Annotated in this window: 6 protein-coding genes; 3 read left to right on the top strand and 3 right to left on the bottom strand. The window is 72.8% G+C overall.

The features are described from left to right. Positions 1–4 precede the first annotated feature (4 nt). Complete coding sequence (locus OG792_RS21725; protein WP_329101680.1) at positions 5–20827, top strand: type I polyketide synthase; 20823 nt, start codon at positions 5–7, stop codon at positions 20825–20827. An 8-nt stretch (positions 20828–20835) separates the two neighbouring features. On the opposite strand, the gene OG792_RS21720 is transcribed toward OG792_RS21725, so the two are convergent. Further along, positions 20836–21795: a TetR/AcrR family transcriptional regulator C-terminal domain-containing protein gene (locus OG792_RS21720; protein WP_329101679.1), complete on the bottom strand. Its 960-nt coding sequence runs from the start codon at positions 21793–21795 to the stop codon at positions 20836–20838. 386 nt (positions 21796–22181) lie between these two features. Between OG792_RS21720 and OG792_RS21715 the strand changes: the two genes are divergently transcribed. Both OG792_RS21715 and OG792_RS21710 read left to right on the top strand, forming a co-directional pair. Further along, entirely contained in the window at positions 22182–23768 is a 1587-nt protein-coding gene (locus tag OG792_RS21715) for an MFS transporter (RefSeq protein ID WP_329101677.1), read from the top strand. Between the two features lie 140 nt (positions 23769–23908). After that, a complete protein-coding gene (locus OG792_RS21710; RefSeq protein ID WP_329101676.1) occupies positions 23909–24751 on the top strand; it encodes a metallophosphoesterase family protein in 843 nt (280 codons plus the stop codon). Positions 24752–24773: 22 nt separating this feature from the next. On the opposite strand, the gene OG792_RS21705 is transcribed toward OG792_RS21710, so the two are convergent. Together OG792_RS21705 and OG792_RS21700 are read right to left on the bottom strand one after the other, a co-directional pair. Next, positions 24774–25418, bottom strand: a complete 645-nt coding sequence (locus OG792_RS21705; protein ID WP_329101674.1) for a response regulator transcription factor — start codon at positions 25416–25418, stop codon at positions 24774–24776. After that, a complete protein-coding gene (locus OG792_RS21700; RefSeq protein WP_329101672.1) occupies positions 25409–26659 on the bottom strand; it encodes a sensor histidine kinase in 1251 nt (416 codons plus the stop codon). Before OG792_RS21700 ends, OG792_RS21705 begins: the two co-directional genes overlap by 10 nt. Between the last annotated feature and the right edge of the window lie 85 nt (positions 26660–26744).

The following is a 26744-nucleotide window of genomic DNA, read 5'->3' as shown; positions in this document are numbered from 1 at the left end:
AACCGTGAGCACTTCCGTCGACCAGATCGTCGAGGCGCTGCGTAAGCAGATGCTCGAAAACGAGCGCCTCAAGCAGCAGAACGCCCGGTTGACCGCGGCCGCCAGCGAACCGATAGCGATCGTCGGCATGGCCTGCCGCTACCCGGGCGGGGTCAGCTCGCCGGAGGGCCTCTGGCAGCTCGTACGCGACGGCGACGACGGCGTCAGCGGGTTCCCCACCGACCGGGGCTGGGATCTGGCCGGCCTGTACGACCCGGAGGCCGGCGCGCTCGGGCGCAGCATCGCCCGCGAGGGCGGCTTCCTCTACGACGCGATGGACTTCGACGCCGACTTCTTCGGCATCTCGCCCCGCGAGGCGATCGGCCTCGACCCGCAGCAGCGCCTGCTGTTGGAGGCGTCCTGGGCGGCGATCGAGCACGCGGGCCTCGACCCGCTGACCCTCAAGGGCAGCCGCACCGGCGTCTTCGCCGGTGTCATGTACCACGACTACGGCTTCGGTACCAGCGACGGCAGCCTGGTCACCGGCCGGGTGGCGTTCACCCTCGGGCTGGAGGGGCCCGCCGTCACCGTCGACACCGCCTGCTCGTCGTCGCTGGTCGCGATGCACTGGGCGGCCGAGGCGCTGCGTCGGGGCGAGTGCACCATGGCGCTGGCCGGCGGCGTCACCGTGATGACCACCCCCGACATGTTCGTGTACTTCAACGAGCAGCGTGGCCTGGCCCGCGACGGGCGCTGCAAGTCCTTCTCCGCCGAGGCCGACGGCACCGGTTGCTCCGAGGGCGTCGGCATGCTGCTGCTGGAACGCCTCTCCGACGCCCAGCGCAACGGCCACCCCGTACTCGCCGTGATCCGGGGCTCCGCGATCAACTCCGACGGCGCGTCCAGCGGCATGACCACCCCGAACGGCCCCGCCCAGCAGCGCGTCATCCGCCAGGCGCTGGCCAACGCCGGGCTCTCCGCCGCCGATGTCGACGCGGTCGAGGCGCACGGCACCGGCACCCGCCTCGGCGACCCGATCGAGGCGCAGGCGCTGCTGGCCACGTACGGGCGGGAGCGGCCCCCGTCGGGCACACCGCTGCTGCTCGGCGCGCTGAAGTCCAACCTCGGCCACACCCAGGCCGCCGCCGGTGTGGGCGGTGTGATCAAGATGGTGCAGGCGATCCGGCACGGCGCGCTGCCGCGCATCCTGCACCTGGATGAGCTGTCGCCGCACGTGGACTGGAGCGCGGGGGCGGTCGAGCCGCTGCGGCAGAATCGCGACTGGCCGCAGACCGGCAAGCCGCGCCGCGCCGGGGTGTCGTCGTTCGGCATGAGCGGCACCAACGCCCACGTCATCATCGAGCAGGCGCCGGCCCCGGCCGACGCCGAGGCCGCGCCGACTCCGGTCGTGGCGCTGCCCGTCGTACCGCTGCCGCTGTCCGCGCGTACCGGTGTGGCGTTGCGGGGCCAGGCGACCCGGCTGCTGGCGCACCTGCGCGACGGCACCTTCGAGCTGGCCGACGTCGGCGCCTCGCTGACCGCCCGTACCCCGTTCGAGCACCGCGCGGTGGTGCTGGGCACCGACCGGGCGTCGGCACTGGCCGGACTGGCGGCATTGTCGGGGGCGGAAACCGCCGGCCCGGTCTCGCTGGTACGCGGCCAAATCCGCCCCGGTGCGACGGCGTTGTTGTTCACGGGTCAGGGTGCACAGCGTCTCGGCATGGGTCGTGAGCTGTACGCGTCGTTCCCGGTGTTCGCGTCCGCGTTCGACCAGATCCTGACCGGGTTCGATTCCCACCTCGACCTCCCCCTGCGGGAGGTGGTCTGGGGCGACGACCAGGAACTGCTGAACCGGACCGGGTACGCCCAGTGCGGGTTGTTCGCGGTCGAGGTGGCCCTGTTCCGGCTCCTCGAAAGCTGGGGTGTGCGGCCGGACTATCTGGCCGGTCACTCGATTGGTGAGTTGGCGGCTGCCTATCTGGCGGGTGTGTGGTCGTTGGCGGATGCGGTGCGGTTGGTTGCCGCGCGGGGCCGTCTGATGCAGGCGTTGCCGTCGGGTGGGGTGATGGCGTCGATCCGGGCGACCGAGGCGGAGGTGCTCGCCCGGCTCGGAGACGTGCCGGTCGGTGTCGCTGCGGTGAATGGTCCCGAGTCGGTGGTGGTGTCCGGAGCCGAGGATGCCGTGGCGGCGGTGGTCGCGTACTTCGAGGGTCTGGGTCGGCGTGTCAGCCGGTTGCGGGTGTCGCACGCGTTCCATTCGCCGTTGATGGATCCGATGTTGGCCGAGTTCGCGCAGGTCGCGCGGGGGTTGACCTTCTCGGCTCCGAGGATCCCGATCGTGTCGAACCTGACCGGTGCGCTGGCGACGGCGGATGAGCTGACGTCGCCTGACTACTGGGTGCGGCACGTACGTGAGGCGGTGCGGTTCGCCGATGGTGTGGGCGCGTTGCGGGATCTTGGTGTGTCGCGGTTCGTTGAGGTGGGTCCGGACGGGGTGTTGACCGGTCTGGTGTCGCGCATCCTGGACGACGCCCCGGTCGCGGCGATCATGCGGGCCGGTAGGGCCGAGTCGGAGACGGCGGTCGCTGCTCTGGCTCAGTTGCACGTGTGGGGTGGGACGGTGGACTGGGCGGGGTTGTTCGCCGGGTCCGGCGGGTCGCGGGTGGACCTGCCGACGTACGCGTTCCAACGGCAGCGGTACTGGCAGGAGTGGGGGCCGGCGGGCCTCGACGTCGGCTCCGCCGGGCTGGAGGCCGCCGACCATCCGCTGCTCGGCGCGACCGTGGTGCTCGCCGAATCCGACGGTCTCGTGCTCACCGGCCGGCTGTCGGTGTCGGCGCAGCCGTGGCTCGCCGACCACGCCGTGTTCGGCAACGTGCTGCTCCCCGGTACGGCGTTCGTGGAGCTGGCGCTGCACGCCGGTGACCGCGTCGGCTGCGACCTACTGGAGGAGCTGGCGCTGCACGCGCCGCTGCTGCTCACCGAGCGCGGCGCGGTCCAGGTGCAGGTGGTCGTCGGGCCCGCCGGCGACGACGGGCAGCGTACGGTGCGCGTGCACTCGCGTACGCAGGACGACGCCTTTGTCGGGCCGTGGACCCTGCACGCCGAGGGGGTGTTGACCTCCGGCTCGCCCGGCTCGCCCGCCGACCTGACGCAGTGGCCGCCGGTGGGCGCCGTACCCGTGGATCTGGACGGCGGTTACGAGCGGCTGCTGGCACGCGGTTACGCCTACGGGCCGGTGTTCCGGGGTCTGCGTGCCGTGTGGCGGCGCGGCGAGGAGATCTTCGCCGAGGTCGCGCTGCCGGAGCAGGCGCAGTCCGACAGCGGGCGCTTCGGCATGCACCCGGCCCTGCTCGACGCGACCATGCACGCCGAACTGGTCGCCGCCGACGGCGACGGTTCGACCGTGTTGCCGTTCGTGTGGCGCGGGGTGTCACTGCGCGCCTCGGGCGCCTCGGCGGTGCGCGTACGCCTCGCGCCGACCGGCCCCGACAGCGTCTCCCTGACGGTGGCCGACCCGACCGGTGCGCCGGTCATGTCGGTGGCGTCGATGGTCGGTCGGCCGGTCACCGCGGCCCAGCTCGCCGCCGGTGCCGACGCGGACCTCACCTACGCGGTCGAGTGGACCACGGCACCGGCGGTCGACGCCGCGCCGCCGCCGATGGTGGACTGGTCGCGGCTGCCCGACGGCGACGACGTGCCGCAGACGTCCGTGGACCGGTCGCGGCTGCCCGACGGGGGCGACGTGCCCGAACTGGTCCGCTACCCGGTCCCGGTGACGACGGCGGACGTGCTCGACGGCATGCGTGCCGCGCTGGCCGCGACCCTCGACGTGCTGCGGCAGTGGCTCGCCCAGGATCGGTTCGCGGGCTCCCGACTGGTGGTGGAGACCCGGAACGCGGTGCCGGTGGACGGCTCCGACGTGGACTTGGCACAGGCCCCGGTGTGGGGTCTGGTGCGCGCCGCCCAGGCGGAGAATCCGGGCAGGATCGTGCTGGTCGACTCCGACGGCACCGCCGAGTCGTCGGCGCTCGTCGCGGCCGTGGCCGCCGCCGGTGAGCCGGAGGTGGCGTTGCGCGCGGGCGTGGCCCGGCTGCCCCGCCTCACCAGGGCCACCACCCCGACCGCGACGGCACGCACCGGGGCGCACCGGGACGCCCCGGTCGAGGCCGAAGGGCCGTCCCTGGATGCTGCGGTCGAGGCCGAACCGGTACGGGCCGGCACGGTGTTCACCGCCGAGGGCACGGTTCTGGTCACCGGCGGCACCGGCGGTCTGGGCGCGTTCGTGGCCCGGCACCTGGTCACGGCGCACGGCGTACGGTCGCTGGTGCTGACCTCCCGACGCGGTCCCGCCACCCCCGGTGCGTCCGGCCTCGCCGACGAGCTGACCACGCTCGGCGCCGACGTGCGGATCGTCGCCTGCGACGCGGCGGAACGCGACGCCGTACGTGCGCTGGTCGACGGCATCGCGGACCTGTCCGGCGTCGTGCACGCCGCCGCCACCGCCGAGAACGCGCTGATCACCGACCTGACCACGGGTGCGCTCGACGCCACCCTGGCGCCCAAGGCCGACGGTGCGTGGTACCTGCACGAGGCGACCCGGGATCGGGAGTTGTCGGCGTTCGTGCTGTTCTCGTCGGCCGGTGGGCTGGTGCTGGCGGCCGGTCAGGGCGGGTACGCCGCCGCGAACGTGTTCCTCGACGGCCTCGCCGCGCATCGACGGGCTGCCGGACTGCCCGCGACCGCGCTCGCGTTCGGCCTGTGGGCGGGCGTCGGCCTCGGTGCCGGCCTGTCCGAAGCCGACGTCGCCCGTACGGCCAGGTCGGGTCTGCCCCCGCTGTCGCCGGCCGACGGCCTGCGCTCCTTCGACGCGGCCCTGGCCTCCGATCTCGCGCTGGCGGTGCCGTTGCGGGTGGACCTAGCGGCATTGCACGGCCGCTCGGATGCCGTACCGGCGCTGCTGCGTGGCCTGGCCGGACCGCGTTCGCGCCGGACCGCCGCCTCCGTCTCGGGTGCCGGGGCGACGACCGGCCTGGCCGCCCGCCTGGCCGGGGTGGCGGAGGTGGATCGTGCGGGTGTGGTTCTTGATGTTGTGCGGGTGCATGCGGCTGCGGTGTTGGGTCATTCGGGTGCGGGTGCGATTGAGCCTGGTCGGGCGTTTGGTGAGTTGGGTTTTGATTCGTTGAGTGCGGTGGAGTTGCGGAACCGTTTGCAGGATGCGGTGGGGGTGCGGTTGCCGGCGACGTTGGTGTTCGATTTCCCGTCCGCCTCTGCCGTGGCGGCGCATGTGTTGGGTTTGGTCGCGGGTGTGGTGCGGGCGGTGGCCCCGGTCGCGGTCACGGGTGTCAACGCGGATGAGCCGGTCGCGATTGTGGGTATGGCGTGCCGGTATCCGGGTGGTGTGGACAGTCCGGAGAGTCTGTGGGGTTTGGTCGCGAACGGCATTGACGCCGTCGGTGATTTTCCGGTGGATCGGGGTTGGGATCTGGCCGGGATTTATGATCCTTCGGGGGTGCGGCCGAATACGTCGTATACGCGGCGGGGTGGGTTTCTTTATGATGCGGCGGGGTTTGATGCTGGTTTCTTCGGGATTAGTCCGAATGAGGCCCTAGTCATGGATCCGCAGCAGCGGTTGTTGTTGGAGTGTTCGTGGGAGGCGTTGGAGGGGGCGGGTGTTGATCCGGGGTTGTTGCGGGGGTCGGGGACGGGTGTGTATGCGGGGGTGATGTATCACGATTATGGGTTGGGTGTGTTTGCGGGTTCGTCGGCGGGTGGGAGTTTGGTGTCGGGGCGGGTGTCGTATTCGTTGGGGTTGGAGGGGCCGTCGGTGACGGTGGATACGGCGTGTTCGTCGTCGTTGGTGGCGTTGCATTTGGCGGTGCAGGCGTTGCGGTCGGGTGAGTGTTCGTTGGCGTTGGCTGGTGGTGTGGCGGTGATGGGTTCGGCGGATATGTTTGTGGAGTTTTCCCGTCAGCGGGGGTTGGCGCCGGATGGTCGGTGTAAGTCGTTTTCGGCGTCGGCTGATGGTGCGGGTTGGGCCGAGGGCGTTGGGGTGTTGTTGGTTGAACGGTTGTCGGACGCGATCGCGAACGGACACGAGGTCCTGGCGATTGTTCGTGGTACGGCGGTGAATCAGGACGGTGCGAGTAATGGTTTCTCGGCGCCGAATGGTCCGTCGCAGCAGCGGGTGATCCGCCAGGCGCTCGCGAACGCCGGGTTGACCTCCTCCGACGTGGACGCGGTGGAGGCGCATGGCACCGGCACCACGCTCGGTGATCCGATCGAGGCGCAGGCGGTCATCGCGACGTACGGTCAGGACCGGCCTGCGGACCGGCCGTTGTGGTTGGGGTCGATCAAGTCGAACATGGGTCACGCGCAGGCGGCGGCTGGTGTCGCGGGTGTGATCAAGATGGTCCAGGCGATGCGCCACGGGGTCCTACCGAAGACGTTGCACGTCGACGCCCCGTCACCGAACGTGGACTGGACCGCCGGCGCGGTGGAGTTGCTGACCGAGGCCCAGCCCTGGCCGAGCAACGGGCACCCCCGGCGTGCGGGCATCTCCTCCTTCGGCATCAGCGGCACCAACGCCCACGTCATCGTCGAACAGCCGCCGGCCGGGTCCGCCGAACCCACCCCCGACCCGGACGAGCGGGTCACGCCACTCACCGTGTCAGGGCGTACGCCCGAGGCACTGTCCGCCCAGGCCGCACGCCTGCTGTCGGTCTTGCAGCAGCAGCCCGAGCCCCGGCTAGTCGACATCGGATACGCGCTGGCCACCACCCGTGCCGCGTTCGAGCACCGGGCGGTGGTCGTCGCCGAGGACCATGCCGCCGCCGTACGCGGCCTCGCCGCCCTGGCCGCCGGCGACCCCAGCGTCAGCGCCGTACGCGACACGGCTCGCTTCGGCGCGGTGGCGTTCCTGTTCACCGGCCAGGGTGCGCAGCGCATCGGCATGGGGCGCGAACTGCACGCCGCGTACCCCGTCTTCGCGGCCGAATTCGACCGGGTCCTCGCCGCGTTCGACCCGCACCTGGACCTGCCCCTGCGCGACGTGGTGTGGGGCGATGACCAGGAGCTGTTGAACCGGACCGGGTACGCCCAGTGCGCCCTGTTCGCCGTCGAGGTGGCCCTGTTCCGGCTCCTCGACAGCTGGGGTGTGCGGCCGGACTACCTCGCCGGCCACTCCATCGGTGAAGTCGCCGCCGCACACGTCGCGGGCGTCTGGTCGCTGGCCGACGCGGTACGTCTCGTCGCCGGGCGCGGCCGGTTGATGCAGGCCCTGCCCACGGGCGGGGTGATGGCCTCGGTCCAGGCATCCGAGGCCGAGGTCGCCCGGTGCCTGGCGGACCTGCCCACCGGGACCGCCGACCTGGCCGGCATCGCCGCGATCAACGGACCCGAGTCCGTCGTGGTCTCCGGCGCCGAGGCGGCGGTCGACCTGATCGGCGCCCACTTCGTCGCGCTCGACCGACGGGTGACCCGGCTGAAGGTCAGCCACGCGTTCCACTCGCCGCTGATGGAACCGATGCTCGCGGACTTCCGCAAGATCGTCGAAGGTCTGTCCTACCGCGAGCCGGCGCTGCCCGTCGTGTCCAACCTGACCGGCGGTCTCGCCGAGCCCGGCGAGCTGACCTCGGCCGAATACTGGGTGCGCCACGTCCGGCAGGCGGTCCGGTTCGCCGACGGGATCCGTGCCCTCGCCGACCGGGGCGTCACCAACTTTGTCGAACTCGGCCCCGACTCCACCCTGTCCGGCCTCGGCGAACGCACCGTACGCGGCGAGGCGGTGGCGTTCGTCCCGCTGCTGCGTCGCGGCAACGCCGAGGAACGCGAACTGGTCGCGGCGATCGCCCGCTGCCACACCCGAGGCGTGACCGTCGACTGGTCGGCGCTGTTCGCCGGGCGCGGCGCCCGCCGCGTCGACCTGCCGACGTACGCCTTCCAGCGGCAGCGTTACTGGATCGGCGCGGCGCCGACCGGCGCGGTCGGCGCGGCCGGGCTGCAAGCGGCCGACCACCCGCTGCTGGGCGCGACGGTGCATCTGGCCGAGTCCGGCGGCGCGGTGCTGACCGGTCGCCTGTCCACCTCGGCGCAACCGTGGCTGGCCGACCACGCCGTGCTCGGTACGGTGCTGCTGCCCGGCTCGGCCTTCGTGGAGCTGAGCATCCAGGCCGGCGACCAGGTCGGCTCCCCGGTGCTGGAGGAGCTGACCCTGCGGGCGCCGCTGACCCTGTCCGCTCACGACAGCGCGCAGACACAGGTCACCGTCACCGCCGTGGACGCCGACGGGCGGCGTTCGGTGACCGTGCACTCCCGTCCGGCGGCCGGTGACCCCTGGACCCTGCACGCCGAGGGTGTGCTGTCCGCGCGGCCCCCGGCGGTGGACGGCGACCTGACGCAGTGGCCACCGGCCGGCGCGACCGCCCTCGACGTCGGCACCGCGTACGAGCTGCTGGCGCAGCGCGGGTACGCGTACGGGCCGGCGTTCCGGGGGCTGACCGCTGCCTGGCGCCGCGACGCCGAGGTGTACGCCGAGGTGACCCTGCCGGAGTCGGCCCGCCCCGAGGCGGCCCGGTTCGGGCTGCACCCGGCGCTGCTCGACGCCGCCATGCACGCCTCGTTGCTCGCGGACGACACCGAACCGGTGCTCCCGTTCGTGTGGCGGGGCGTGACCCTGCACGCGTCCGGCGCGTCCACGGCCCGCGTCCGCATCGCGCCGACCGGTCCCGGCAGCGTGGCACTGACCATCGCCGACCCGGCCGGCGCGCTCGTCATGTCGGTCGGGTCGATGGTCGGCCGGCCGGTCGCCGCCGGGCAGCTCGCCCCCGACAGCACCGCCCCGCTGCTCGGCCTGGACTGGGTCACGTCCCCGGCACCGGCCGCCGGTGCACCACCGGCCCGCTGGGAGGACCTGTCCGCCGACGGCCCGGTGCCACCGATCGTGTGGTACGTCGTACCGACCTCGCCGGAACCGGTGCCGGTGGCCGTACGCGCGGTGTCGGCGCGGGTTCTCGCGACGCTTCGCGACTGGCTGACCGGTGCGCGTTACGCGGGTTCGCGGCTGGTCGTACAGACCCGTGGTGCGGTGCCGGTCGACGGTGCCGACGTGGACCTGGCACAGGTCGCGGTGTGGGGGCTGGTCCGGGCCGCCCAGGCGGAGCACCCCGGCCGGTTCGCGCTGGTGGACTCCGACGGCGTACCGGAATCGACGGCGCTGCTCACGGCCCTGTCCGGCGAGCCGGAGGCCGCGCTGCGCGCGGGCCGCCCGCTCTTGCCACGCCTGGTCCCGCTGCCCACCCCGGCCGCCACCCCGCTCGTCACCCCGGTCACCCCGGCCACCGCGGCCAACCAGGTCAACCAGGTCGTCACCTCGGTCCCGGCGTTCTCCGGGGACGGTACGGTCCTCGTCACCGGCGGGACCGGCGGCCTCGGCGCGCTGGCCGCCCGGCACCTGGTCGAGGCGCACGGCGTGCGCTCGCTGGTGCTCACGTCACGCCGTGGGCCCGCCGCCCCCGGCGCCGCCGAGCTGCGTGACGAACTGTCCGCGTCCGGCGCCCACGTCCGCGTCGTCGCGTGCGACGTCGCCGACCCGGCCTCGGTGCGTGACCTGGTCGACGGCATCCCCGACCTGTCCGCCGTCGTGCACGCCGCGGGCGTGCCCGGCACCGGCCTGATCACCGACCTCGGCGCGGACGCGCTCGACGCCACCCTGGCACCGAAGGCCGATGGCGCCTGGTACCTGCACGAGGCGACCCGGGACCGGAAACTGTCGGCGTTCGTGCTGTTCTCGTCGGCCGGTGGGCTGGTGCTGGCGGCCGGTCAGGGCGCGTACGCCGCCGCGAACGTGTTCCTCGACGGGCTCGCCGCCCATCGGCGGGCCACCGGGCTGCCCGCCACCGCGCTCGCGTTCGGGCTCTGGGACGGCCAGGGCCTCGGCGCCGCACTGTCCACGACCGACCTCGCCCGGCTGGCCCGGTCCGGGCTGCCCGCGCTGACCGTGGCCGAGGGGCTGGCCGGGTTCGACGCCGGCCTGGTCTCGGAGCGCGCCGTCCTGGTCCCGCTCCGGTTGGACCTCCCGGCGTTGCGTGGCCGCGCCGACGACGTACCCGCGCTGCTGCGCGCACTGACCGGCCCGGCTCGGCGTACCGCCGCCACCGTGGCCACGAACCCGGTGTCGGGTCTGGCCGCACGGCTCACCGACCGGTCCGAGGCCGAGCGCGAGGCCCTGGTCCTCGACCTGGTACGCGGCCACGCCGCCGCCGTGCTCGGGCACCCCGGACCGGACGCGATCGACCCCGACCGGGCCTTCGGCGAGTTGGGCTTCGATTCGCTCAGTGCGGTGGAGCTGCGCAACCGGCTCCAGGAGGCGGCCGGCGTACGCCTGCCCGCCACCCTCGTCTTCGACTACCCGTCCGCCGTCGACGTGGCCCGGCACGTACTGGCCCTGGTCGCGGGGGTGGTGCGGGCGATCACACCGGTGGTGGCGGCGACGACGGGCTCCGGCGAGCCGATAGCGATCGTCGGGATGGCCTGCCGCTATCCGGGCGGGGTGAGCAGCCCGGAGGAGCTGTGGCGGCTGGTCGCCGACGGGGTGGACGCGGTCGGGGACTTCCCGGCCGATCGGGGCTGGGACGTGGGCCGGCTCTACGACCCGTCGGGGGAGCGGCCGAACACCACGTACACCCGGCACGGCGGGTTCCTCTACGACGCCGCCGCCTTCGACCCCGGTTTCTTCGGGATCAGCCCGAACGAGGCCCTGGTCATGGACCCGCAACAGCGCCTGCTGCTGGAGTGCTCCTGGGAGGCGCTGGAGCGGGCCGGGATCGACCCGGCGGCGCTGAAAACGTCGGCGACCGGCGTCTACACCGGCGCCATGTACCACGACTACGGCACCGGCAGCAGCGGCGGCAGCCTGGTTTCCGGCCGGATCTCGTACACCCTCGGGCTGGAGGGTCCGTCGGTCACGGTCGACACGGCCTGTTCGTCGTCGTTGGTCGCGTTGCACCTGGCGGCGCAGGCACTGCGGTCGGGGGAGTGCTCCCTCGCCCTGGTGGGCGGCGTGGCGGTGATGGCGACACCGGAGATGTTCACCTACTTCAGCACCCAGAAGGGCCTGGCCCCGGACGGGCGCTGCAAGTCGTTCGCCGCGTCCGCCGACGGCGCCGGCTGGGCCGAGGGCGCGGGCGTCCTCCTGGTCGAGCGGCTGTCCGACGCCGTCGCCCAGCGTCACGAGGTGTTGGCGATCGTGCGCGGTACGGCGGTCAACCAGGACGGTGCGAGCAACGGTCTGACCGCTCCGAACGGTCCTTCGCAGCAGCGGGTGATCCGGCAGGCGCTCGCGAACGCGGGTCTGACCGCCGCCGACGTGGACGCGGTCGAGGCGCACGGCACGGGTACGACACTGGGTGATCCGATCGAGGCCCAGGCGTTGATCGCGACGTACGGGCAGGACCGGCCTGTCGACAGTCCGCTGTGGCTCGGTTCGATCAAGTCGAACATGGGTCACACCCAGGCCGCAGCGGGTGTGGCCGGTGTGATCAAGATGGTGCAGGCGATGCGCCACGGGGTGCTGCCCAGAACCCTGCACGTGGACGAGCCGTCGCACAACGTGGACTGGTCGGCCGGCGCGGTTGAGTTGTTGACCGAGTCGCGGGACTGGACGGTCAACGGTCATCCGCGCCGCGCGGGGGTGTCGTCGTTCGGGCTCAGCGGCACCAACGCACACGTCATCGTGGAACAGGCCCCGTCGGTCACCACCGAGCCGACCGAGCCGGACAGCGCCGAAGGCGGCGGCTGGCCACCCGGTGTGCCCGTACCGCTGGTGTTGTCCGGGCGTGGCGCCGCAGGGCTGCGCGGCCAGGCGGCCCGCCTGGCGACGGCCCTCGCCGCCACGAACGGTGAGCGGCTGCTCGACACCGCGTACTCGCTGGCACTGACGCGTTCACCGCTCGAACACCGCGCGGTGCTGCTCGCCGCCGACCCCGCCGCGGCGGCGGCCGGGCTCGCGGCGTTCGCCGCCACCGACGAGACGCGGCGGTCGGTGCCGTCCGGCGTGCCGGTGGTCGACGGCCAGGTCCGCCAGGGCGCGACCGCCTTCCTCTTCACCGGCCAGGGCGCGCAGCGTCTCGGCATGGGTCGCCAGTTGTACGCGTCGTTCCCGGTGTTCGCATCCGCGTTCGACCAGATCCTCACCGAGTTCGACCTGCACCTCGATCGCCCGTTGCGTGACGTGGTCTGGGGCGATGACCAGGAGTTGTTGAACCGGACGGGTTACGCCCAGTGCGCCCTGTTCGCCGTCGAAGTGGCCCTGTGCCGTCTCCTCGAAAACTGGGGTGTACGCCCGGACTACCTCGCCGGTCACTCGATCGGCGAGTTGTCCGCCGCGTACGTGGCGGGGGTGTGGTCGTTGCCGGACGCGGTCCGGCTGGTGGCGGCGCGCGGTCGCCTGATGCAGGCCCTTCCGCCCGGCGGGGTGATGACGTCGATTCAGGCGACCGAGGCCGAGGTGCTCGCCCGGCTCGGGGACGGAACGGTCGGGATCGCCGCCGTCAACGGCCCGGAGTCGGTCGTCGTCTCCGGGTCGGGGGACGCGGTCGCCGAGGTGGTCGCGTACTTCGAGGCGTTGGGTCGTCGGGTGAGGCCGCTGGCGGTGAGCCACGCCTTCCACTCGCCGCTGATGGACCCGATGCTGGCCGAGTTCGCCGAGGTCGCGCGGACCCTGACCTTCACCGCACCGGTGATCCCGATCGTCTCCAACCTGAGCGGCGCGGTGGCGACGGCCGAGGAGCTGTGCTCGGCGGACTACTGGGTGCGCCACGTCCGCGAGGCGGTACGTTTCGCCGACGGTGTCGACGCGCTGCGCGAGTTGGGCGTGTCCCGGTTCGTGGAGATCGGCCCGGACGCGGTCCTCACCGGTCTGGTGTCCCGCCTGCTCGATGACGCGCCCGTGGTCGCGACCATCCGGGCCGGTCGCGACGAGCCCGAGACGACCCTCGCGGCACTCGGCCGCCTGCACACCTGGGGTGCCGCCGTCGACTGGGCGAAACTGTTCGCCGGTTCCGGTGCCCGCCGGGTGGAGCTGCCGACGTACGCGTTCCAGCGGCAACGCTTCTGGCAGGAGTCCGGTACGGAGCCCACCGACGCCACCGCGCTGGGCATGCAGACCGTCGAGCACCCGATACTGCGTGCTCTGGCGTCCGCCCACGGCGACGGCGTGGTGCTGACCGGTCGACTGTCCCGTACCGCCCCACCGTGGCTGGCCGACCACGCCGTACGGGACACCGTGCTGCTGCCCGGCACCGGGCTGGTGGAACTGGTGCTCCAGGCCGGCGCCCAGGTCGGCTGCGACCACCTGGCCGAGCTGACACTGCGCGAGCCGCTGGTCCTGCCCGCCGCCGTCGGGCTCGCCGTGCGGGTCACCGTTGGCGCGGCCGATGACGCCGGGCGGCGTGGCGTCGCCGTGCACTCCCGGTCCGGGGACGACCCGTGGACCACCCACGCCGAGGGTCTGCTGACCGGCGACCGGGTGATCGCCGGCCCGGAGTTCGCGCAGGCGTTCGCCGTCTGGCCGCCGCCGGACGCCACCGCGGTGGACCTGTCCGGCGGCTACGCCCGGCTGGCCGAGCGCGGCCTCGGCTACGGTCCCGCGTTCCAGGGGCTCACCGCCGCCTGGCAGCGCGGATCGGAGATCTTCGCCGAGGTCACCCTGCCGGCCAGGGAGGCGGCCGAGGCCGGCGGGTACGGCCTGCACCCTGCCCTGCTGGACGCGGCGCTGCACTCCGCCATGCTCATCGGTGCGCCCACCGAAGCCATGCTCGGCGGTGCGTCCACCGAAGCCATGCTCGGCGGTGCGTCCACCGAAGCCATGCTCGGCGGTGCGGCCACGGAACCCGTCCGGCTGCCGTTCGCCTGGACCGGCGTCACCCTGCACGCCACCGGCGCGACCGTGCTGCGGGTCCGAATCGTCCAGACCGGGGACGAGACGATCACCCTGATCGCCGCTGACCCGGCCGGTGGGCCCGTACTGACCGTGGATGCCCTGGCGACCCGGCCCGTTGCCGCCGACAACCTCCTCGCGGCCGAGCGCCGCACCGACGACCTGTACGAGCTGCGCTGGTCGCCACTGACAGCACCGCTCGGGGATGGCGGTCCCGCCGTACGACACTGGGCGGATCTCGGTGAGGGTGCCGACGTACCGCCGATCGTGCTGCTCCCGGTCGTGCCGCTCCCCGGCGACGGCACGCCGGACGTGGTGACCGCAGCGCTGCACGACGTGCTCGGCGTGGTGCAGCGTTGGCTGTCCGAACCGCGCTTCACCGGTTCGCGGCTGGCCGTGCTGACCTCGGGTGCCGTCGCGGTGGGGAGCACCACACCGGAGCCGGTGGATCTGGCCTCGGCCGCGATCTGGGGTCTGGTGCGTTCGGCCCAGTCGGAGCATCCCGACCGGTTCCTGCTCGTGGACGCCGACGCGTCGGTGGACCCGACCCTGCTGTCCGCACTGGCGGCCAGCGGCGAGACCCAGGTGGCGGTGCGCGACGGTGCCGCGTACGGGGGTCGGCTGGTCCGGGCGTCGGCAACGGACGGACAGCCGGCGTTCGGTCCGTCCGGCACGGTGCTGGTCACCGGTGGCACGGGTGGGCTGGGCGCACTGGTCGCCCAACACCTGGTGACCGCGCACGGCGTACGCCGGCTGTTGTTGACCAGCCGGCGCGGCCCGGACGCGCCCGGCGCGGCGGACCTGCACGCGGAGCTGGCGGCGCTCGGAGCCGAGGTGACGATCACCGCGTGCGACGTGTCCGACCGCGACGCGCTCGCCCGGCTGCTGGCCGGGGTGTCGGGCCGGCACCCGCTGACCGCCGTCGTGCACACCGCCGGCGTCCTCGACGACGGTGTGCTGGACGCGTTGACCCCGCAGCGGATGGACGCGGTGTTCGGGCCGAAGGCCACGGCGGCGTGGCACCTGCACGAGCTGACCCGCGACCTCGGGCTGTCCGCGTTCGTGCTGTTCTCCTCGGTGGCGGGGGTGCTCGGCGCCCCCGGCCAGGGCAGCTACGCGGCCGCCAACGCGTTCCTCGACGCGCTGGCGGCGCACCGCCGGGGCGCAGGGCTGCCCGCGCAGTCGCTGGCCTGGGGCCCGTGGGCCGCCCCCGGCGGGATGGCCGGCGCGTTGACCACCGCCGACCAGACCCGGATGCGCCGCACCGGTATCGCGGCGCTCACCGCCGAGCAGGGCCTCGCCCTGCTGGACGCGGCCACCGCCTCGGGCACGCCGATGCTGGTCGCGGCCAGGTTCGTGCGGCCGGTGCTGGAGCGGCTCGCCACCGAACCCGGCGGCCTGCCGTCGCCGCTGCTCGGCCTGGTCCGCCGCCGCCCGCAGCGCGCGGCCGCGTCCGCCGGGACCGCCGCCGGACGCCTGGCCGCGCTGCCCGCCGGGCAGCGCCGACCGGCCCTGCTCGATCTGGTACGCGAGCACGCCGCCGTGGTGCTCGGGCACCCCGGCCCGGCCGCGATCACGCCCGGTCTGGCGTTCGGGCAGCTCGGCTTCGACTCGCTGAGCGCGGTCGAGTTCCGCAACCAGGTGCAGGCGGTGCTCGGGCTGCGCCTGCCCGCGACGCTGACCTTCGACCACCCCACGCCGGAGGCGCTGGCCGGTCGGCTGCACGACGAGCTGTTCGGCGCCGCCGAGCAGGACGTCGCGGTGTCGGCGACGGTGGCGTCCGGTGAACCGGTGGCGATCGTCGGGATGGCCTGCCGCTATCCGGGCGGGGTGAGCAGCCCGGAGGACCTGTGGCGGCTCGTCGCCGACGGCGTGGACGCGGTGTCGCCGTTCCCGGCCGACCGGGGCTGGGACGTGTCCCGGCTCTACGACCCGGTGCCCGGCCGCCCCGGCCGCTCGTACGTCGACTCGGGCGGATTCCTGCACGACGCGGCCCTGTTCGACCCCGGTTTCTTCGGGATCAGCCCGAACGAGGCGTTGTCGATGGACCCGCAGCAGCGATTGCTGCTCGAATGCTCGTGGGAGGCGTTGGAGCGGGCCGGTGTCGACCCGTCGTCGTTGCGCGGCACTGCGACCGGTGTCTACGCCGGCATGATGTACCACGACTACGCGGGCAGCAGCAGCACCGGCTCGATCGCCTCGGGTCGGGTGTCGTACACCCTCGGGCTGGAGGGTCCGTCGGTCACCGTCGACACGGCCTGTTCGTCGTCGCTGGTGGCGCTGCACCTGGCCGCGCAGGCACTGCGGTCGGGGGAGTGCTCCCTCGCCCTCGTCGGTGGTGTCGCGGTGATGGCAACCCCGGAGACGTTTGTCGAGTTCAGCCAGCAGCGTGGCCTGTCCGCCGACGGCCGTTGCAAATCGTTCGCGGCGTCCGCCGACGGCACCGGCTGGGCCGAGGGCGCGGGCGTTCTCCTGGTCGAGCGCCTGTCCGACGCCGTCGCCAACGGCCACCAGATCCTCGCGATCGTGCGCGGTACGGCGGTCAACCAGGACGGTGCGAGCAACGGTCTGACCGCTCCGAATGGTCCGTCGCAGCAGCGGGTGATCCGTCAGGCGCTCGCGAACGCGGGCCTGACCGCCGCCGACGTGGACGCGGTCGAGGCACACGGCACGGGTACGACCCTGGGTGACCCGATCGAGGCGCAGGCGTTGATCGCGACGTACGGGCAGGACCGCTCGCCGGACAGTCCGCTGTGGCTCGGTTCGATCAAGTCGAACCTGGGTCACACCCAGGCCGCCGCCGGTGTGGCTGGTGTGATCAAGATGGTCCAGGCGATGCGCCACGGTGTCCTGCCCAGAACCCTGCACGTGGACGAGCCGTCGCACAACGTGGACTGGTCGGCCGGCTCGGTTGAGTTGTTGACCGAGTCGCGGGACTGGACGGTCAACGGTCATCCCCGGCGAGCGGGGGTGTCGTCATTCGGGATCAGCGGCACCAACTCACACGTCATCCTCGAACAGGCCCCGCAGGTCAGCGCGCCGGACCGCCCGACCGCGCCCGAGGACGTACTTCCGCTGGTGCTCAGCGCACGTACGCCACAGGCCCTGCGGGAGAACGCCGCCGCACTGCTGGCGTATTTGCGTGAACGGCCGGAGCAACCGCTTGCCGACGTCGGGGCGACGCTGGCCGCCGGCCGTGCCGTATTCGAGTACCGAACCGTCATCGCCGCCCGTGATCGCGACGAGGCCCTGTTCGAACTGGCCGAACTGGCCGCGCTCGCCGACCCGGCCACCACCGTCGCCGGAGCCACCGCGTTCCTGTTCACCGGCCAGGGCGCGCAGCGCCTCGGCATGGGCCGCGAGCTGTACGCATCCTTCCCGGTGTTCGCGTCGTCATTCGACCAGATCCTCACCGAGTTCGATCCCCATCTCGACCTCCCCCTGCGTGACGTGATCTGGGGCGACGACCAGGAGTTGCTCAACCGGACCGGCTACGCCCAGTGCGCCCTGTTCGCCGTCGAGGTGGCCCTGTTCCGGCTACTGGAGTCGTGGGGCGTACGCCCGGACTTTCTGGCCGGTCATTCGATCGGTGAGTTGTCCGCCGCGTACGTGGCGGGGGTGTGGTCGTTGCCGGACGCGGTGCGGTTGGTGGCGGCGCGCGGTCGGCTGATGCAGGCGCTGCCGTCCGGTGGGGTGATGGCGTCGATTCAGGCGACCGAGGCCGAGGTGCTTGCCCGGCTCGGGGACGGAACGGTCGGCATCGCCGCCGTCAACGGTCCCGAGTCGATAGTGGTGTCCGGGGCCGACGACGCCGTTCTCGCGGTGCTGACGCACTTCGAGGGCCTGGGTCGGCGGGTCAGTCGGCTCAGGGTGTCGCACGCGTTCCACTCGCCGCTGATGGATCCGATGCTCGCCGAGTTTGCCGAGGTCGCCGCCGGCCTGGACTACGCACCGCCGACGATCCCGATCGTGTCGAACCGGACAGGTGCCCCGGCCACGGCCGACGAGCTGACCTCACCGGACCACTGGGTCCGGCACGTACGCGAGCCGGTGCGGTTCGCCGACGGTGTGCGGGCCCTGTCCGAGCTGGGCGTGACCCGGTTCGTCGAGGTCGGACCCGACGCCGTACTGACCGGGCTGGTCACGGCGATCAATGCCGACACCGAGCCGCCGGTACGCGCGTTCGGGCTCCAGCGGCGCGACGGCTCCCCACGGCACCGCCTGGCGACCGGGCTCGGCGCCGCCTTCGCCGCCGGGCTGCCCGTCGACTGGACGGCCTGGTACGCCGGGCGCGGCACCCGCCTGGTGACCCTGCCGACGTACGCCTTCCAGCGCGAGCACTACTGGTCCGACGCCGCCCCGCTGGCCGGTGGGGAGGCCGCCGGGCTGGGCCAGGACGCGGCCGAGCACCCGATGCTCGGGGCGGTGGTGGCGCTGCCGGACACCGGCGGTGCGGTGCTGACCGGACGGATCTCCCGCAGCACCCAGCCGTGGCTGACCGACCACACCGTGCTCGGGGTGGTACTGGCACCCGGTACGGCCCTGGTCGAGTTGGCCGTCCGCGCCGGTGACCAGGTCGGCTGCGACGTACTGGAGGAACTGGCGCTGCGGGCGCCGCTGCTGTTGCCCGAGACCGGGGCGGTGCAGGTGCAGGTCGGTGTCGGCGGCCCGGACGACTCGGGCCGACGGACGGTGCGGGTGCACTCCCGGCGACAGGATGCCGGACCGGCCGAGCCGTGGACGCTGCACGCCGAGGGGGTGCTCGCCACCGGCGCCGAGGTGCCCGACGTCGACCCGGAGCCGTGGCCGCCCACCGGTGCGGACCGGGTGGACGTGTCCGGCGCGTACCGGGAGCTGGCCGCGCGCGGCTATGCGTACGGGCCGGTCTTCCAGGGCCTGCGGGCGATGTGGCGGCGCGGTCCGGAGCTGTTCGCCGAGGTGGAGCTGCCCGAGCAGGCGCGGGCGGACGCGGCCCGGTTCGGGCTGCACCCGGCCCTGCTCGACGCCGCGATGCACCCGGCGCTGCTCGGTGACGGCGCGGAGGTGCTGCTGCCGTTCGTGTGGAGCGGGGTGTCGCTGCACGCGGCGGGCGCGTCCGCGCTGCGCGTACGGATGACGCCGACCTCGGCCGACGCGGTCGCCGTAGCGGTCGCCGACGGCGCCGGACGTCCGGTGCTGACTGTGTCGTCGCTGGTCTCCCGCCCGGTGACGCCCGACCAACTGGGCGTCGTCGGCGGCGGTGAACCACTGCTGCGGGTCGAGTGGACCCCGCTGACCGTGCCGCAGGATGGCCCGCCCACCGTGGACCGGGCGAGCCTGCCCGCCACCGGGCCGGTGCCGCCGCTGGTGCTGTTCACCGTGCCCGCAGCCGCCACGATGCCGGACGACCTGCCCGCCGCCGTACGCGAGGTGGCGGCCCGGACGCTGGACGTGGTCCGGTCGTGGCTGGCCGAACCGCGTCACGCCGACGCGCGGCTGGTCGTGGTGACCCGGGGCGCGGTGGCCGTCGACGGCGAGCCGGTCCGGCTCGACCAGGCGCCGGTCTGGGGTCTGGTACGCGCCGCCCAGGCCGAGAACCCCGGCCGCCTCACACTGATCGACACCGACGGCACGCCCGCGTCCACGGCCGTACTCGCGGCGGTGGCCGGCACCGGCGAGCCGGAGGCACTGCTGCGCCACGGTGTGGGCCGGGTGCCCCGGCTGGTCCGGGTCCCGGCGTCGACGTCCACCCCGGACGGTTCGCCACTGGGCGACGGCACGGTGCTGGTCACCGGTGGCACCGGCGGGCTGGGCGCGGCCCTGGCCCGACACCTGGTGACCGCGTACGGCGTGCGGAGTCTGGTGCTGACCAGCCGCAACGGCCTGCGGGCGCCCGGTGCGGGCGCGCTGCGCGACGAACTCGCCGGGCTCGGCGCCGACGTACGCGTGCACGCCTGCGACGTGTCCGACCGGGACGCCGTGGCGCGGCTGCTCGACACCGTCCCGGACCTGTCGGCGGTGGTGCACGCGGCCGGCGCGGCGGACAACGGTGTCATCGCCTCGGTCACCGCGCAGGCCCTGGACACCGCACTGGCGGGCAAGGCCGATGGTGCCTGGCACCTGCACGAGCTGACCGCCGACCGCAAGCTGGCCGCGTTCGTGCTGGTCTCCTCGGCGGGCGGGTTGGTGCTGGCCGCCGGCCAGGCCGGGTACGCCGCCGCGAACGTGTTCTGCGACGCGCTCGCCGCGCACCGGCGGGCCGGCGGCCTGCCCGCCACGTCGGTGGCGTTCGGCCTGTGGGCCGGCACCGGCATGGGCGAGCGGCTGTCCCCGGCGGACCTGGCCCGGATGCGGCGGCAGGGCCTGCCCGCGCTGACCCCGGCCCAGGGACTCGCGCTGTGGGACGCCGCGCTGGCCTACGGCGCCGATCCGGATGCGGGTCGGGCGCTGGCGGTGGCGCTGCGGGTGGACCCGTCCGCGCTGCACACCCGTGGGGGTGAGCTGCCCGCGCTGTTGCGCGGCCTGGCCCCGGCCACCCGGCAGGCGGCCGGCGACGGTGACGCGGGGGCGCTGCGCCGCCGACTGGCCGAGCTGACCGCCGACCAGCGGGTACGGGCGCTGACGGACCTGGTCCGGGCGCATGCGGCGGCGGTGCTCGGGCACGGGCGGGCCGAGCAGATCCCGGCCGACCGGGGCTTTGTGGACCTGGGCTTCGACTCGCTGGCGGCGCTGGAGTTGCGGGGGCGGCTCGCGGCGGCGACCGGGCTGCGGCTGCCGCCGATGCTGATGTTCGACTACCCGACCCTGGACGCGGTCGCCGAGCACCTGCGCGGCGAGCTGTTCGGGCACCAGGCGCCGGCGACCGACCTCAGCGAGGCGACCGCGGACGAGCTGTTCGACCTGCTCGATCGCGAGCTGGGCGGCGACCGGTGACGCGGCGCTCAGCCGGCCCGGCGGGTGGCGATTCGGGTGGCGACCCCGTCGAGCACCAGGTCCAGCCCGAATTCGAAGATCTGGTCGACGCTGAAGTGGAAGTTGTCCTGGCTGGTGGTGCGTTCCAGCATCGGGAACGAGCCGGACGCCAGCATCCCGGCGAGGGTGTCGTCCTGGGACTTCAGCCACTGTTCGTCGGTGATGCCGGTGTTCTGCAACGCCTCGGCCTCCAGCTCGAAGTTCACCGCGAAGCCGCGTACGTAGCTGAACGTGGTGATGTGCACGTACAGGATCGTCATCGGGTCGAGGCCGACGCCGTCGAGTGCGCGCAGCGCCCATTCGGTGTGCGCGAGCGCGTGCGGGGACGGTTGCGGGCGGGTCAGCGACATGACGTGTACCAGCCACGGGTGCCGTCGGTGGATCGACCATTGCAGCTGGGAGATCAGCTTCAGTCGGGAGCGCCAGTCGGCGGGTGGCGGATCGGGCAGCGCGGTTTCACCGAACGCCGCCTCGGCCATCAGCAGGACCAGGTCGTCCTTGCTGTCGACGTACCGGTAGAGGCTCATGGTGGCGACGTCGAGCTCGGCGGAGATGCGCCGCAGCGACAGCGCGGCCAGGCCCTCCCGGTCGGCGATGTCGACGGCCCGCGCCACTATGCGCTCGGTGCTGAGTTCCTGTTCGGTCTCGCGGGCGCGGCGGTGGCGTACGGTGCGCGCCGGGGCGTCGGGCGGCGCGCTCGCGCTGACCACGGTGCCGGAGCCGGCCGAGGTGGACACCAGTCCCTCCTGGCGCAGCGCGGCCAGCACCTTGCTGGCGGTGGCCATGGCCACGCCGTGTTCGGCCATGATCTGACGGGTCGAGGGCACCCGGTCACCGGGCCGCAGTTGCCCGGACGTGATCCGGTCGCGCAGCCGCGCGACGATCCGCAGGTACGGCGGGTCGGGAGGGCTCGCGGCGTTCGGCGCCATGTTTACCTCTTTGCGGCTGCGCGGGCGCGCGTGCACTAGTGCACGCTCCGCCGAGACTAACCGACGTCCCACCCCCCGCCCCCAACCGACAGGCCCTCACCAACCCCCACCCCCCGTGCAGTTTCCGGTTAATGCACTAGTGCAGGGAAAGGATTAAGTCGTGTATTTGCAGCACATTGCACGGATGAGCGGCTAAGTTTACCCTGTACGTGAACCTGGGCATCGTAGCTTGGCGATCTGGCCTGACGCGCTGCCGCGGCCTGCTGCCGCACGATCCGGCGAGCTGAAAATCCTTGCGCCGCCGAATCGACTTTCGACTTTTTCTGTAGGAGTAGATCGTTGAAGACCGTGAACCTGTCGCTCGGCCGGAGAATGGAGCCAGGCAAGTGACGACCCTCAGCCACAACGGAAAGGCCGGCAGCCGCGAGTGGATCGGTTTCACCGCGCTGCTACTGCCGCTGCTGTTGGTGTCGATGGACGTGTCGGTGCTCTACTTCGCCGTCCCGTACATCGCGCAGGATCTTGAGCCGACCAGTGTGCAGCAACTGTGGATCTTCGACATCTACGGGTTCGTGCTCGCCGGTCTGCTGATCACCATGGGTGCCGTCGGTGACCGCATCGGACGGCGCAAACTGCTGCTGATCGGTGCCGCCGCGTTCGGAGCGGCGTCACTGCTGGCCGCGTACTCCACATCGCCGGAAATGCTCATCACGGCTCGGGCCCTGCTCGGGGTCGGCGGCGCGACCCTGATGCCGTCCACTCTGGCGCTGATCCGCAACATGTTCCACGACGAGAAGCAGCGCAACACCGCCGTCGCGGTGTGGACCGCGGCGCTGTCCGGTGGGGTGGCGCTGGGGCCGGTCATCAGCGGCCTGCTGCTGGAGCACTTCTGGTGGGGCTCGGTGCTGCTCATCAACGTGCCCTTCATGGTGCTACTGCTGGTGCTCGCCCCGATCCTGGTGCCGGAGTTCAAGAACCCCGACCCGGTGCGGTTCGACTTCCTCAGCGCCCTGCTGTCGCTCGGCGCGCTCCTGCCGATCATCTACGGCATCAAGGAACTGGCCGCCGACGGCTTCGACCAGGTCCCGCTCTACTACATCGGCGCCGGGGTGCTGCTCGCCGTGCTGTTCGTGTGGCGCCAGATCGTCAAGCCCGGCTCGCTGATCGACATCGACCTGTTCAAGCGCCCTGCGTTCAGCGGCTCCATCGCGGTGAACCTGCTGGCCATGTTCGCGATCGTCGGCTTCGCGGTGTTCCTCACCCAGTATCTCCAGCTCGTCCGGGGGATGAGCACGCTGGAGGCGGCGCTGTGGAGCCTGGTGCCGTCGCTGGGCACCGGCGGTTTCGCACCGGCCGCGGCGGCGATCGCCCGCAAGGTCAACCGGGCGTTCGTGATGGCCGGTGGGTTCGTCATCGCGGCGATCGGCTTCGCGGTGCTCACCCAGACCGAGGTCGACTCGCCGCTGTGGATCGTGCTGGTCGGCGCGGCCTGCTACGCGGGCGGTCTGGTCGCCGTGATCGCCCTGGTCACCGGCATCGTGCTCGGTGTCGCCCCGCCGGAACGGGCCGGTTCCGCCTCGGCGCTGCTGGAGTCGGGCACCGAACTCGGCGGCGCGCTCGGCATCGCCATCCTCGGCAGCGTCGGCACGGCCGTGTTCCGCGACGAGATCGTCGGAACGCTGCCGACCGGCCTGCCCGCCGAGGCGGCCGCGGCGGCGGAGGAAACCCTCGCCGGGGCCACGGTCGTCGCCGGGCAGCTACCCGGCGAGGTCGGCGAGACGGTGCTCGCGGCGGCCCGCGCGGCGTTCGTGTCAGGTATGGACACCGTCGCGTTCACCGCCGCCGGTGTCATGCTCGCCTCGGCCGTCGTCGCCATCGTCGTGCTCAAGAGCGTCGGCGCCATCCCGGCCGCGCCGCCCGTGCCGGCCGACGAGCCGGAGCCGGAAGCGGCGCAGCCGGTCAGGGTGGACTGACCGACGACCCCTACCCGCGATGCACGGGCCGGCTCGCCGGCCCGTGCATCGCCGCGTCCGGCCGGACCGAGCCGCCCCGGCGGGAGTGAGCCGCGTCAATCCGGACTGACCGGCACCGGCCGACGATGGAGAATGACGACATGACCGCCGGGACCCTGTACGCGATCAGCGACCTCCACATCGCCTACGCCGAGAACCGCGACCTGCTCGCCCGGATCCAGCCGCCCTCGCCCGACGACTGGCTGATCGTGGCCGGTGACGTCGCCGAGGTGTTCGCCGACGTCGTCGGTGCGCTCGCGCTGCTGCGTGAACGGTTCGCGAAGGTGATCTGGGCACCGGGCAACCACGAGCTGTGGACGGTCGCCCACGATCCGGTGCAGACCCGGGGCGAGCAGCGCTACCTCGACCTGGTCGACCGGTGCCGCCGGATCGACGTACTGACCCCCGAGGACGAGTACGCGGTGTGGGACGGCACCGGTGGACCGATCGCCATCGCGCCACTGTTCCTGCTGTACGACTACTCGTTCCGGATGCCCGGCATGACGACCAAGGCGCAGTCCCTGGCGTACGCGTACGAGACCGGGGTCGTGTGCAACGACGAGATGCTGCTGCACCCGGACCCGTACCCGAGTCGGGAGCAGTGGTGCTGGGCCCGGGTCGAATATTCCCGTGCCCGGCTGGAGGCGCGTGACCCGGCGGTGCCGACCATCCTGGTCAACCACTTCCCGATGGTCCGCCACCCCACGGACATCCTGCGCTACCCGGAGTTCGCGCAGTGGTGCGGCACCGAGCTGACCGCCGACTGGCACCGGCGCTACGGCGCGGTCGCCTCGGTCTACGGCCACCTGCACATCCCACGCACCACCTGGCATGACGGCGTGCCGTTCCAGGAGGTGTCGCTGGGCTACCCGCGCGAGTGGAAGCCCCGTCCGGCCCCGCCGTCGCTGCTGCGTCCGGTGCTGACCTCGGCGACGCCCGGCTGAGCGTCGCCGTCGGCCGCCACCGTCACGCCCGCAGGTAGGTGAGCACCGCCAGTACCCGCCGGTGCTGGTCGGTGTCCTCCACGAGCAGGCCCAGCTTGGCGAAGATGTTGCGTACGTGCTTTTCCACCGCGCCCTCGCCGATCAGCAGTTCCCGGCTGATCGCCTGGTTGGACCGGCCCTGCGCCATCAGCGCCAGCACTTCCCGTTCCCGGTTGGTGAGCGTCTCCAGCGGGTCGCGCGGACGGCGGACCATCAGCTGTGCCACCACCTGCGGGTCGAACACCGTCCCGCCCGACGCCACCGTACGCAGCCCGGCGAGGAAGTCGTCCACGTCGATCACCCGGTCCTTGAGCAGGTAGCCGACCCCGCCGGCCCCGTCGGCGAGCAGGTCGTGGGCGTAGGACAGCTCGACGTACTGGGACAGGACCAGGATCGGCGTGCCCGGCTGCTGGCGGCGGGCCTCGACCGCGGCGCGCAGCCCCTCGTCGGTGAACGTCGGCGGCATCCGCACGTCCACCACGGACACGTCGGGGCGGTGTGCCGCTATCGCCCGGAGCAGGCTCGGCCCGTCGCCGACCTGCGCGACGACCTCGTGGCCGAACTCCTCCATCAGCCGGACCAGACCCGAGCGGATCAGCACCGCGTCGTCGGCGACAACTACGCGCATGGCACCCGCGCGCCGATCACGGTCGGTCCGCCGTCGGGCGACTGTACGGTCAGCATCCCGTCCACCGCCCGCAGCCGGTCGTGGAGCCCGGCCAGCCCGTGGCCCTTCGCCACGTGGGCGCCGCCCCGACCGTCGTCGGCGACGAGCAGCAGCAGGATGTCGCCGTCCTGGCGCAGGCTGACCACTATCCGGTCGGCCTGGCTGTGCTTGGCGCTGTTGGCCAGCGCCTCGGCGACCACGAAGTAGACGGTGTTCTCCACCGCGGCCGGGTACCGCTGGTCGACGGTGACGTCCAGCTCGACCGGGATGATGGCCCGCGCGGCCAGCGCCGCCAGCGCCGGTGCCAGCCCGCGGTCGGTCAGGATCGGTGGGGCGATGCCACGGGAGAGGGTACGCAGCTCGTCCAGCGTCTCGCGGGTCTGCGTGATTGCCTCCTTCAGCGACGCGTCGGCGGCCTTTGGGTCACGGGCCAGTTCACGGCGTACCCGGGACAGGTCCATGGCGAGGCTGACCAGCCGCTGTTGGGGCCCGTCGTGGATGTCGCGCTCCAGCCGGCGCAGCGCGGACGCCTCGGCCGACACCGCCGCCGCCCGGCCCTCGGTCAGGTCGTCGATGCGCTCCTCGTATTCGGACAGTCCGGTGAGCAGTAGCCGGCTGATGCCGCCCTGCAACGCGGTGGTGCCGCGCAGCACCAGCGGCAGGGTCACCACGGCCACCACGCCGACGGTCAGGTGGAACAGGATGCGGGTGCCGATCCCGTCGCCGAGACCGATCAGGTCGGGTACGTCGGTGTAGTCCGGGATCCGGTCGAGGATCCACCCGAACAGCGGGTACGCCAGACCGTAGAGGGCTATCGACCACCACGCCACCGCGAGCGAGAACGTCACCACCGCTATCGGTAGCACCAGGATGCCGTGCAGCAGGTCCAGCCAGCTCTGCAACTGGGTGGTGGGGTGCCACAGCCGCTGGAACCAGTTCGCGGTGGGCCGGTGCCGGCGGTAGCGGACCGGCGCGAGCGGCCGGTTGACCGCGTCGGCCAGGGCCCGGCGCTGCAACTGGGCGAATGTCCTGGCCACGGCGAAGGTGCCGAACATGATTCCGACGCTGACCACCCCGAGGATGGCCGTGCCGATGCCCAGCGCGAGGCCGGTCACCAGCAGCACGCTGCCGACGAGCGCGAGCGGGAAGGTCAGCAGCAGGTAGCGGGTGTCGCGGCCGAGCCGCCCCACAATGGATCGCATGGACAAGAAGCTACGGCCCGTGTGCGGGCCGGTCCATCTGGTGAACTGTCCGCCGATGGTAGGGCCAGCCCTACCATCGCCGGGC

The sequence above is a fragment of the Micromonospora sp. NBC_01699 genome (assembly GCF_036250065.1).
Taxonomy (GTDB): Bacteria; Actinomycetota; Actinomycetes; order Mycobacteriales; family Micromonosporaceae; genus Micromonospora_G.
Note: the sequence above shows the minus strand (reverse complement) of the source record. Positions and strands in the feature narration are given on the sequence as shown.